This window comes from Micromonospora sp. DT4, assembly GCF_049841675.1.
In the GTDB taxonomy this organism is placed as follows: Bacteria; Actinomycetota; Actinomycetes; order Mycobacteriales; family Micromonosporaceae; genus Micromonospora.
Genome location: NZ_JBNCKT010000058.1, coordinates 24,880 through 36,081, shown reverse-complemented (window position 1 = coordinate 36,081; position 11,202 = coordinate 24,880). Strand labels below are relative to the sequence as shown.

The window sequence follows — 11,202 nt, the reverse complement described above, 5'->3', positions numbered from 1 at the left end:
GAAATCCTTGTTCCGCAAGCCCGAAGTCCGCTACGCCGCCTCCTGACCATCAACTATTTGCCTTACGGGTCAATAACACCAGTCACCTAGCCAGCTCGCACCCGCCGAACGGAGACCGTGCTCCACGCCATGGTCGAACAGGCACGCAACGGCGTCCTGTCGGATGCAGGCGTCAGAACGGCGGTTCGTCGTCGAAAGGCACCGGGGCCGCACCCCCAACGGGCCGCCCGTCCTGCACGGTCGGCCCGGTGCCGTTCGGGCCGCGACGATCGGCTCCGGGCACCCCGCGCGGTACCGGGCGGGTCGGTGACGCGGTGGCCCACGGGTCATCCGGCCCGACCGTGCCGTTGCCGGCCCGCACCGTCTTTCGGACGGTGGCCGTCGCGTACGTCAGGTCCGGGCCGACCGCCTCAGCGGTGACCGCGAACGTCGACCGTTTCTCCCCCTGATCGGTCTCCCACCGCTGCTGAGCGATGGTCCCGGTGACGATCACCCGCACGCCTTTCGACAAGCTTTCCGCGACGTTCTCGGCAAGCTGACGCCACGCCGTGCAGTTGTAGAACGACGGCTCCCCGTCACGCCACTCGCCCGACGCCTTGTCGAACACGCGCGGATTGACCGCGACCGTGAACCTGGCCATCGGCACACCCGACGAGGTGAACCTCAGCTCAGGATCGTCAGTCAGGTTCCCGACCACGGTAATCGCCGTCGCGTTGAGCATCGATCATCACCCTTTCGTCCCTGACCCCCACCAACGCTGGAACTCACCAATAGCTAGCCGCGACAGCCGTTCTCGTCGAAGCCACCCACCCGCTGCCGCTTCCAGCAGGCGGGTCGAACGGATCAGCGTCAACGGCCCCGCGCTTGGACCAGCTGTCCCAGCCCGCCAACTCTTGATCAAAGCCGGCCGGTTACCGGGGGCCAACGTAGCCGGGATCGCCACCACGACAAACGTCGCCTCCCACCCAGAGCACAACCGTGCCGGTCAAGCCCATATCCGATGGTTTTTCGGCGCGTACTACCGGGACCCCCACAGCCTCATTGCCGGTTCGCCGCCGGCAGTGTTCGCACCTCAGCGCTCTCTGCGATGCTTCCTTCACGTTTCGTGTCGGCAGTGGAGGGTTGTGATGTGGCGGTGATGGGACGTTCTCACGCGTTGTCCGGGGCGGTGGTGTGGCTGGGCGGTTGTGCGCTGGCGGCGGGGCTGGGGGCGCGGCCGGCCGTGGGCACGGTGCTGGTCGGCGCGGCGGTCACCGCCGGCGGGGCGTTGCTACCCGACGTCGACCATCCCGGGTCGGTCATCGCCCGGTCGTTGGGGCCGCTGACCCGGCTGATCGCACGTGGCGCGGCGGCGGGAGCGGCGGCGCTGCGGACTGCCTCGTGCGGCTGCTGCGCGGGCCGGGGCGGGCACCGGGCGGTCACCCACACCTTCGTGTTCGCCGTCACCGCGGGTCTGCTGGTGTCGCTGCTGTGCTGGGTCGGTGGGGATGTCGCCGCGGCGGTTGTCGCCGGTATGGCCGCGGCGCTGGCGGTGCGGGGGGCGCTGCGTAGGCGCACCCGCGGGGCGTACGGGGCGGCGGGGTCCGGGCTGCTGGTCGGGTTGATGGCCGCGGCCCTGCCCGGCCCGGTCGCCGGATGGTGGTGGGTGGGCCTGCCGCTGGGGCTGGGCTGCCTGGTGCACTCCCTCGGCGACGCGCTGACCTTCAGCCGGGTACCACTGCTGTGGCCCATCCGGATCCGGGGCTGCCGGTGGGCACCGCTGGGCATGTGGGCGCCACTGCGATTCCGCACCGGGTCAGCGGCCGAGCTTCTCCTGGTCGTCCCAGCCTTGATGCTGCTGGGCGTGATCAGCGCGTGGGCCCTGATCACCCCGTAGCGGGGCCGCCGACTCTCGGGCTCGCCGGATGTTGTCACCGCCTGGTGATATCCATATATGCCGTTCAGTAGCGTGTCGATCACGGAGGGCCTCATGCCGCTCGTCAGTCCCCACAAGCGCGGCGGGAAGCCGGTACGCGGCTACTACCGCCTGAACTCGGTCTGGAACTTCTGGTTCGGGCTGATCCTGATGCTCTTCTTCTTCGCCTACGTCAGCAAGCGCCAGTAGCGCCCCCCGCGAGCAGCGCACCGGCCGGGTGCCGGACCACCGGCCCGCAGGACCTCCAACTGATCGCTGTGGGCTGAGAGAGACGGCAGCGTGGTCAGGCCCGGGTACGTGCGACCATCAGTCGTACGCCGACGATAGCGAGCGCGGCGACGGTGGCGAGTCCGGCGTACACCGCTCCGCGCCAGTCGCCGGAGCGGGCGAGGTAGAACCAGCCGAGACTGGCGGTGATCAGCAGCACGGCGAGGACCGGCCAACCGGTCAGGGCGTACACGGCCAGGCCCGCCCGGCGGGCGTCGTCCTCGGGCGTCTGAACGGTTGGGGTGGGCGTCATCGCTGTTCTTCTGTCGAGGCCGGCACGGCCGCAGTGCCGCGCTCGTAGTCGATGCGTTGGTCGAGGTCGAGCTGGAAGGTGCCGTGCAGGGCCACGTTGGACCAGAACAGCGGGGTCAGGCCCCGCAGGTCGTGTTCGGTGAGCCGGGCCGCCCAGTCCGGTTCGGCCAGGACGCGGTCGACCATGCGGGTGTTGACCAGCACGAGCGCGGACTGGAGCAGGTGCAGGGAGAGCATGGAGATCTCCTGGGCCTCGCGGTCGGCGCCGGGTAGTTCGGCTTCGCGGCCGTAGTGGATGGCCACGTTCGCGGAGTTCCACTGTTCGACGACCTGCAAGCCCTCGTGGATCTCGCGGCGCAGCGCGGGGTCGGCGAGGTAGTCGGCGATGAACGCCGTCCGGACGGCGCGGCCGAGTTCCTCGATCGCGGCGAGGGTGGGGTGCTTGGGGCCGCGGGTGTTGAACCGGCGCAGGATCTGCTCGGCCTCGGCGGTGCCGAGCTGCAACGTCCGCGCGTACTTGATCATTTGGTCGTATTCGCGGGTGATCAGGTCCCAGTTGATCGCCCTGGTCAGCACCGGCTCCAGCCCAGGGGTAGCTGGCCCCGTCGGCGGGCCGGTAGAGGCGGGCGGCACCGATGTTCTTGAGCCGGGGCAGCAGCCGGTAGCCGAGCAGGTGGGTGAACGCGAACCCGACCACGGAGGCGCCGTGGGTGTCGGTGTAGTTGGCGGTGATCTGCGAGTCGACATCGGCGGCGTGCCGGATCAGGCCCTCCATCATCGCCGCGACCTCGGATGACGAGCAGGTCTTGAGCTGGGAGTACACGCAGACGCTTTTACGTTCGACGTGCCAGTAGATCATCACGCCGGGGCCGCCGTAGCGGGCATGCCACTCGGTCATCAGGTTCGACTCCCACGACCCGAACTTCTTCGAGTCCGACGCGCACGCGGTACCGGCGCCCCACCAGCGCGGGTCACGCTCGCGCAGCGTCGCGCCGACCACTGCGGCGATCGCGCGGCGCAGGCCGTCGCGGGTGACGAACAGGTGCCGAGTGCGGCGTAGCTGCGCTTCGGTGACGCCGTGGTCGCCGGAGTGCACGATCCGCTTCACGCCGATGTTCGTGCCCAACGCGAACAGCACCAGCAGCAGCCGCTTGCGCAGCTCGCCCGGGGCCAGGTGCTCCCGGGTGGCGATCGGCGTGAACTCGGTGTGTAGATCGGTCAGCCAGTCGGCTTCCTTGAGCAGGTCGAGCAGGCTCACCACACCCCACCGGCGGATCACCTCCACCTTGACCGCGTCCAGGTTCTCCGGGACCGGCTGGGCCGGCTGCTTCGACACCGAGATCCACACCTGCCCCTTACGGGTGCCGATCGACGTCCCGGCCGTACCGGCGCGCATGGCATCCGCCCACCGGGCCAGCGACGTATCCACCCGCGACCGCAGCGCGGTGACGAACTCCGTCGGGTCGGTGGGCTGGGCGATCGCGGTGTAGTGCACGTCGCGGTGCAGATCGAAATCGACCGGCAGGTCCGTCTCCGGGTTACGCCAGGCACGGGCGCCCTGCACCCAGATCTCCCGCCGGCGCACGGCGTCTCGCAGGGCCTGCAACGCGCACAGCTCGTACGGAATACGCTCGACCCGACCCCGGTCGTCGACGACCGCCGGTCGCCAGTCGGCCTTGACCACCCCGTCCAGCGGCACCCGGTCGGCCCCCTCGTAGTGGGTGAGCCGGCCGTCGCGGTCCTTGTGCCGATGCAATACCTCCAGGGCGTCCATCACCGGCCGGTACGCCGTGTTGTTGCACCGGAATTGGAGGGCGTCGAGCAGCTTCGGCAGCATGGTGCGGTAGTGGTGCGAGTACGAGCTGGCCAGCACCGTCCGCACCCGCTGGCGTCGCCGCGACTCGGTGGCCTTGGCCTCGGCCACCAGATCCTTCAGCGTCTGTTCCCCGACCGCCGGGTACACCACGTCACGGACGATCCCGTCCGGGTGGGCCACCGACACCCCGGCCAGCCGATACAGCACGTTGTCCTTGTCCGCGACCCGGCGGAACTCCGCGATCTGCTCCCGCTCGACCCGCCGCTGCGCCCGCGTGTTGATCACCCGCACCAAGTCGATGAACAACTCGACCAACGAATCGGTGACCTCGGTCTGCCGGCACCAGCACAACACCGCCAGAAGCGTCAGAGACACCTCCGGCGGGTGGTCACGGCGCAGCGTCGACGGATACTCCGCCGCCGCCCGCGCCCTCCGCCGGGCGACCCGCTTCTCCGCGACGTCAGCGAACAGCCCGGCCGGAAGCTTGATCGCCCGGACCCGGCGTAGCTTCACGATCTCGCCCAGCAGGGTGTCCAGGCCCAGCTTGCCCGGGTCCGCCTTCAACTCGTTGAAGAAACTCACCCCGCCAGCGCCGTCGGCGTCCTGGCCGTCGCCGAGGATCGCCCACAACGCCGCCGTCACGTCAGCGGACAGCCGACCCACGATGTCCTCGCAGAACCGGGCGTCAGCGAGCCGGTTCGCCGCGCCCACGATCCGGTCCATCCGCCCCGGCGGCTCCAGCTTCTCCGCCCGACACCGGGCCAACACCGCCTCACGCTGCCGATCCTCGTTCAACTCGCTCGGACAGACCTGCTCGGCCAACCACGCGATCAGCTTGTCCTCGTCGCCCCGAGAGAACACCCGGAACCCGAACGCGTCACGGATCTGGACCCGATACCGCTCAACACCGCGCCCCGTCACCTCGAACTCGGCGTCCGGCACGCCGAGCTGCCGCACGAGATAGTCCACCGCGGCCGGCGGGACCTCGCCGACGTGACGCGGGAACCTGCCCTCGATCTCGAAGAACTTCACCATCACCGCGAAGCTCAACTGGCGGCAGCCGTGCAGCCGCGCCATCAGCTCCAGATCAGCATCGACCAGTGTCCACGATGCGATCAGGTCATCAAGTTGTCGATGAGGACCTGGTCGTAGTCGCCGTCGTTCCCACTCCCGGCGCACCGCAACACCCTGACAGACGACGGTCACCGGCTGACGGCGACCCGGAACCCGACGTCGATACGCTGAACGCCGACCCCACGCCCGGCGAACACGAAGGACAGACCATGCGCAGGTGGGTACGGTACGAAGCTCCGATCATGGTCTGCGTCGACTTCGACGACGACGGCTACACCGGCACAGTCGTCACCGTCGCCCTCGGCGACGACCCCGACGACATCCGCCTCGCCCGCGACCACCGTGGCCATTTCCTCGTCTACGACGACACGATGGAACCCGTCTCCAGCGGCGAACAGCAGGCAAACCGCGCCATCACCATCGCCGAGTACCGCGAATGGCCCGAACGCCTCGACTGGGAAGAAGGCCCCGACGTCCTGCGCTACCCCGACCTCTACGCCCCCGCCGAAGCCGCCGACGACCAGGACGAAGACGACCTCGAACCACTCGACCTCCACGAGCGCGGCACCGTCCACTGACACCCCCGCACCCCCAACAGCCAAACCGGCCCCGCCAGCACGCAACAACGCTGCGCGGGGCCGATCCGTCTCCTACGACACCTAAACACCAAGATCAAATATTTGCGGTGCTGGGACAGCTACCCAAGCGCGGGGCCGACGAGGCGCACCCGGAGCCGCCGACCGACTTCGGCGCGGTGGGTCCGGCCGCCCAGCTCTGGAGCACCGCGACCGACATGGCCCGCTGGGCGGCGTTCCTCGCCGACCCGGCGGCGCTCGACCCGGCCGGCGCGGTGCTCGCCCCGGCCACGCTGGACGAGATGCGCTGGCCGCTGACCACCACCGACGAGACGCTCTGGGGTGCCGGCTTCGGGCTCGGCGTGATCCTCGTCCCGCAGGGCGAGCGGGTGGTGCACGTGGGGCACGACGGGGCGATGCCCGGCTTCCTGGCCGGCGTGTACGGCCGCCGGGGCGGCGACGGCACGGCCGGCGCGATGGGCGCCGCGGTGCTCGGCTCGTCCGGCACGGCGGCCGATCTGCTCGAACTGCCGCACCGGCTGCTCACGGAGGCGGTCGAGCACGATCCCGCCGACATCGAGCCGTGGACGCCCGGCGCACCCGCTCCGGCGGCCCTGCGGGGGGTGCTCGGCCGCTGGTGGGGCGAGGGTGTCGAGTACGTCTTCTCCTGGCACGACGGCACCCTGCGGGCGCGCGGGGCCGGGGACCATGCGGGCCGCCCTCCGGCGGTCTTCGCGCCGCTGCCGGACCGCCCGGACGTGTTCCGGACGGTCTCCGGTCGGGAGGTCGGCGAGCTGCTGCGGCTGACCCGGGACGAGGCTCAGACGGTGGTCCGGATGCACTGGGCGACCTACCGGTTCACCCGCCACCAGGAGACCTTCGACGGGTACGACTTCCGGGCCGGTAGTTGATCGCGGCCAGCGGAAATGGGCGCGATGCGGCCCGCGTTGACCCGATACGATGGGTGTAACGTCCGCACGCCGTGCCAGCAGGGCCGGCGCCGAGATCGAGAGCAGGTGCGCAGGGCCCCTCGGCCCGACCTATGACTGGCACCCCACCTCCCGGCCCGCCCCGGGTGCAGACCAGGATCACCGTGCCCAACCCCAAGATCATGGTCAATCTGCTGGGCGCGGGCGACGAGATCCTGCGGCTTGTCGAACGCTCGGTCGCCAGTGACGTACACGTCCGGGGCAACGAGATCACCATCACCGGCGCTCCCGCGGATAATGCCCTCGCCGAGCGGGTCTTCAGTGAGCTGCTCGAACTCATCGAGAAAGGCGAGACCCTGACCACTGACGCCGTCCGGCGTACCGTCGGCATGCTCGAGCAGGGCGGCGCCGAGCGGCCCGCCGAGGTCCTGACCCTCGACATCCTCTCCCGCCGTGGGCGCACCATCCGCCCGAAGACGCTCGGGCAGAAGCGGTACGTCGACTCGATCGACTCGAACACCATCGTCTTCGGCATCGGCCCGGCCGGCACCGGCAAGACCTACCTGGCGATGGCGAAGGCCGTCCAGGCGCTACAGGCCAAGCAGGTCAACCGGATCATCCTGACCCGGCCGGCGGTCGAGGCGGGTGAGCGGCTGGGCTTTCTGCCCGGCACGCTCAACGAGAAGATCGACCCGTACCTGCGCCCGCTCTACGACGCGCTGCACGACATGCTCGACCCGGAGTCGATCCCGAAGCTGATGGCCGCCGGCACGATCGAGGTCGCGCCTCTGGCGTACATGCGGGGTAGGACGCTCAACGACGCGTTCATCATCCTGGACGAGGCACAGAACACGACGCCCGAGCAGATGAAGATGTTCCTCACCCGGCTCGGCTTCAACTCCAAGATCGTCGTGACGGGTGACATCACCCAGGTGGACCTTCCCGGCGGGACGAGCAGCGGCCTGCGGGTCGTCCGGGAGATCCTGGAAAACGTCGACGACGTGCACTTCGCCCAGTTGTCCAGCTCCGACGTGGTGCGCCACCGGCTGGTCGGGGAGATCGTCGACGCGTACGCCCGCTGGGACGCCGAGCGGGAGAACCAGCAGGCGCAGGGCGTCCATGCCGTGCCCGGGCGACCCGCCCAGGGCGGCCGGGCCGGCCGCCGCCGCTAAAGCAGAGGAAAGCAGTTGTCCATCGAGATCGCCAACGAGTCCGGTGTCGAAGTCGACACCGACGCCGTGCTCGCCGTCGCCCGGCACGCCCTCGACGAGATGGGGGTCAACCCCCTCGCCGAGTTGTCCGTGCTGCTGGTCGACATCGACTACATGACCGAGCTGAACCACCGCTGGATGGGTGGGGACGGCCCGACCGACGTGCTCGCCTTCCCGATGGACGAGGGAAGCGTCGACCACGGCCCGGGCGAGACCGCCCCGGCCGGCGGCGAGCCGGCCCTGCTCGGTGACATCGTGCTCTGCCCCGAGGTGGCGGCCAAGCAGGCCGCTACCGCCGGGCACGCCCCGGCCGACGAGCTACACCTGCTCACCGTGCACGGTGTGCTGCATCTGCTCGGCTACGACCACGCGGAGCCGGAGGAGGAGCGGGAGATGTTCGCCCTCCAGGCTCGACTGTTGGCGAGCTGGCGGTCGACCCGCACCCAGTGATGTCCACTCCCTCGTTACTGGCGGTCGGCCCCACGGCCGGCCTTCCCGACCTGCAACTGATCGTCTTCGCGGCCGGCCTGGTGGTGCTGGCCGGTGTGATCGCGATGACCGAGGCGGCGCTCGCCGCGGTCTCGCCGGCCCGGGCCGCCGAGCTGGCCCGGGACGGCGTGCGCGGCGCCCGTACCCTCCAGGTCGTGGCCGGGGACGTCGTCCGGCACCTCAACCTGCTGTTGTTGCTGCGGCTGCTCGCCGAGCTGACCGCCACCACGCTGGTGGCGTTGGTCGCGGTGGACAGTTTCGGGGCGGGTTGGCGGGCCGCGCTGGTCACCGCCGGGGCGATGACCGTGGTCAGCTTCGTGGTGGTCGGTGTCGCCCCGCGCACCATCGGCCGGCAGCACGCGTACGCCGTGGGCCGGGCCGTCGCGCCGCTGGTCCGCTGGCTGGGTCGCGCGCTCAACCCGCTCGCGTCGCTGCTCATCCTGATCGGCAACGCGGTCACCCCCGGGCGGGGCTTCCGGGAGGGGCCGTTCGCCAGCCAGGTGGAGCTGCGCGAGCTGGTCGACCTCGCCGAGCAGCGCGGCGTCGTGGAGCACGGCGAGCGTCAGATGATCCATTCGGTCTTCGCGCTCGGCGACACCATCGCCCGTGAGGTCATGGTGCCGCGTACCGAGATGGTGTGGATCGAGGAAGGCAAGACCCTCGCCCAGGCGCTGGTGCTCTTCCTGCGGTCCGGCTTCTCCCGCATCCCGGTGATCGGCGAGAGCGTCGACGACGTACTCGGTGTGCTCTACCTCAAGGACCTGATCCGCCGGTCCCGGGGCGGCGACCCGTACGCCGAGCAGTTGCCGGTGGCCGAGCTGATGCGCCCGGCGACCTTCGTACCGGAGTCCAAGCCGGTCGACGACCTGTTGTCGGAGATGCAGGCGGCGCGCAACCACCTGGTCATCGTGGTCGACGAGTACGGCGGCACCGGTGGCCTCGTCACCATCGAGGACATCCTGGAGGAGATCGTCGGTGAGATCACCGACGAGTACGATGTCGAGCGCCCGCCGGTCGAACGTCTCGCGGACTCCTCGGTGCGGGTGACCGCCCGCCTGCCGGTGGAGAACCTGGGCGAGCTGTTCGACACCGACCTGCCCACCGACGAGGTGGAGACGGTCGGTGGCCTGCTCGCCCAGTCGCTGGGGCGGGTGCCGATCCCCGGAGCGCAGGCCGAGGTGGCCGGCCTCCGGCTGGTCGCCGAGGGCACCACGGGCCGGCGCAACCGGATCGACACCGTCCTGGTCAGCAGGGTGGAGTCGGGCGACGAGCAGGACACCAACGGGCGCGGCGACCATGCCGGCCCCGGGGACGACCCGGATCATTATCGAGACGAGGAGAGGCAAGCCGCCGATGCCTGAGACACCCGCCGCGCCCACCGCCCGGCCCACCCCCGGCGCGCCGGCACCGCTGAGCGCCGAAGACGGCAAGCTCGTCGTCCTGGCCCGGGGCGCCCGCGCGCGGGTTGGTGCCGTGGAGGGCGCCGCGGTACGCGATCAGGACGGCCGGACGTACGCGGCGGCCAGCGTCGCGCTGCCCTCGCTGACCCTCACCGCGTTGCAGTTGGCGGTGGCCTCGGCTGTTGCCGCCGGGGCGAGCCGGCTGGAGGCGGCGGCGGTGGTGACCGAGGCGTCGACGCTGGACGGCGCGGGTCATGCCGTGGTGCGCGACCTCGCGGCGGACGCGCCGATCCACGTCGCCGCCCCGGACGGCACGGTCCTTGGCACGGTGACCGAGTGAGCCCGGTGCGAGAGCCGGAGGCGCGCCCGTACCGGGCCGGGTTCGGCTGTTTCGTCGGTCGGCCCAACGCGGGCAAGTCCACGCTGACCAACGCGATCGTGGGCACCAAGATCGCGATCACCTCGAACAAGCCGCAGACCACCCGGCACGTCATCCGGGCGGTGCTGCACCGTCCGGAGTCGCAGCTGGTCCTGGTGGACACGCCGGGCCTGCATCGCCCCCGTACGCTGCTCGGTGAGCGCCTCAACGACCTGGTCCGCTCCACCTGGACCGAGGTCGACGTCATCGGCCTGTGCATCCCGGCGGACGAGCCGGTGGGCCGCGGTGACCGGTTCATCACGGGCGAGCTGGCCGAGCTGAAGGCGACCGTGCTGGCCGTGGTCACCAAGACCGACCTGGTCGACAAGCGGCGGCTGGCCGAGCAGTTGCTCGCGGTCAGCGAGCTGGGGGAGTTCGCCGAGATCGTGCCGGTGAGCGCCGTCTCCGGGCACCAGGTGGACACGCTCGTCGACGTGATGACCAAGTACCTGCCGCCGTCGCCGCAGCTCTACCCGGACGACATGCTGACCGACGACCCGGAGCAGGTGCTGGTCGCGGAGCTGATCCGGGAAGCGGCCCTGGAGGGCGTCCGCGACGAGCTGCCGCACTCCATCGCCGTGGTCGTGGAGGAGATGATCCCCGAGGGTCAGCTCATGAAGATCTACGCCGACGTGTACGTGGAGCGTCCCAGTCAGAAGGCGATCGTGCTCGGCCACCGGGCCAGCCGGCTCAAGGAGGTCGGCACCAACGCCCGCCGGCAGATCGAGGAGCTGCTCGGCTCGCGGGTCTATCTGGATCTGCACGTGCGGGTCGCGAAGGACTGGCAACGCGACCCGCGGCAGTTGCGCAAGCTGGGTTTCTGAGCGGACACCTTCACGGCCTGCCACCGGCGCGG

The 11,202-nt window shown here is 70.4% G+C and carries 11 protein-coding genes and 1 pseudogene; 9 read left to right on the top strand and 3 right to left on the bottom strand.

Annotated features, from left to right (window positions below):
- Nucleotides 1–172 precede the first annotated feature (172 nt).
- Nucleotides 173–721, bottom strand: a complete 549-nt coding sequence (gene ssb, locus ACLQ24_RS17645) for a single-stranded DNA-binding protein (RefSeq protein WP_425892813.1) — start codon at nucleotides 719–721, stop codon at nucleotides 173–175.
- 366 nt (nucleotides 722–1,087) lie between these two features.
- On the opposite strand from ssb, the gene ACLQ24_RS17640 reads away from it, so the two are divergent.
- Complete coding sequence (locus ACLQ24_RS17640) at nucleotides 1,088–1,876, top strand: metal-dependent hydrolase (protein WP_425892812.1); 789 nt, start codon at nucleotides 1,088–1,090, stop codon at nucleotides 1,874–1,876.
- Between the two features lie 93 nt (nucleotides 1,877–1,969).
- Nucleotides 1,970–2,104 carry a hypothetical protein gene (locus ACLQ24_RS17635; RefSeq protein WP_255473750.1) on the top strand — a complete coding sequence of 45 codons (135 nt, stop codon included), beginning with the start codon at nucleotides 1,970–1,972 and terminating at the stop codon, nucleotides 2,102–2,104.
- 327 nt (nucleotides 2,105–2,431) lie between these two features.
- Here the strand turns inward: ACLQ24_RS17635 and ACLQ24_RS17630 are convergent, their stop codons facing one another.
- Complete coding sequence (locus ACLQ24_RS17630; RefSeq protein ID WP_425892819.1) at nucleotides 2,432–3,010, bottom strand: Tn3 family transposase; 579 nt, start codon at nucleotides 3,008–3,010, stop codon at nucleotides 2,432–2,434.
- Nucleotides 3,011–3,035: 25 nt separating this feature from the next.
- Nucleotides 3,036–5,429 (bottom strand): annotated as a pseudogene (locus ACLQ24_RS17625) (Tn3 family transposase); the annotation flags it as partial.
- A gap of 104 nt (nucleotides 5,430–5,533) precedes the next feature.
- Between ACLQ24_RS17625 and ACLQ24_RS17620 the strand changes: the two are divergent.
- The 7 genes from ACLQ24_RS17620 to era all read left to right on the top strand — a co-directional run bounded on the left by ACLQ24_RS17620 (nucleotide 5,534) and on the right by era (nucleotide 11,170).
- Entirely contained in the window at nucleotides 5,534–5,902 is a 369-nt protein-coding gene (locus ACLQ24_RS17620) for a hypothetical protein (protein ID WP_425892811.1), read from the top strand.
- Entirely contained in the window at nucleotides 5,899–6,810 is a 912-nt protein-coding gene (locus ACLQ24_RS17615; protein WP_425892818.1) for a DUF7586 domain-containing protein, read from the top strand. The genes ACLQ24_RS17620 and ACLQ24_RS17615 overlap by 4 nt, the downstream gene beginning before the upstream one ends.
- Nucleotides 6,811–6,941: 131 nt before the next feature.
- The gene (locus tag ACLQ24_RS17610; RefSeq protein ID WP_425892810.1) at nucleotides 6,942–8,000 is read left to right on the top strand and encodes a PhoH family protein; all 1,059 of its coding nucleotides are present in this window, start codon (nucleotides 6,942–6,944) and stop codon (nucleotides 7,998–8,000) included.
- A gap of 15 nt (nucleotides 8,001–8,015) precedes the next feature.
- A complete protein-coding gene (gene ybeY, locus ACLQ24_RS17605) occupies nucleotides 8,016–8,489 on the top strand; it encodes an rRNA maturation RNase YbeY (RefSeq protein WP_357012670.1) in 474 nt (157 codons plus the stop codon).
- On the top strand, nucleotides 8,465–9,889 hold the full coding sequence (locus tag ACLQ24_RS17600) for a hemolysin family protein (protein ID WP_425892817.1): 1,425 nt from the start codon (nucleotides 8,465–8,467) through the stop codon (nucleotides 9,887–9,889). Before ybeY ends, ACLQ24_RS17600 begins: the two co-directional genes overlap by 25 nt.
- Entirely contained in the window at nucleotides 9,882–10,268 is a 387-nt protein-coding gene (locus ACLQ24_RS17595; protein WP_355625161.1) for a cytidine deaminase, read from the top strand. The genes ACLQ24_RS17600 and ACLQ24_RS17595 overlap by 8 nt, the downstream gene beginning before the upstream one ends.
- 5 nt (nucleotides 10,269–10,273) lie before the next feature.
- Nucleotides 10,274–11,170 (top strand): GTPase Era, encoded by an 897-nt coding sequence (gene era / locus ACLQ24_RS17590; protein WP_425892816.1) that lies wholly within the window; start codon nucleotides 10,274–10,276, stop codon nucleotides 11,168–11,170.
- The last annotated feature ends 32 nt before the right edge of the window (nucleotides 11,171–11,202 follow it).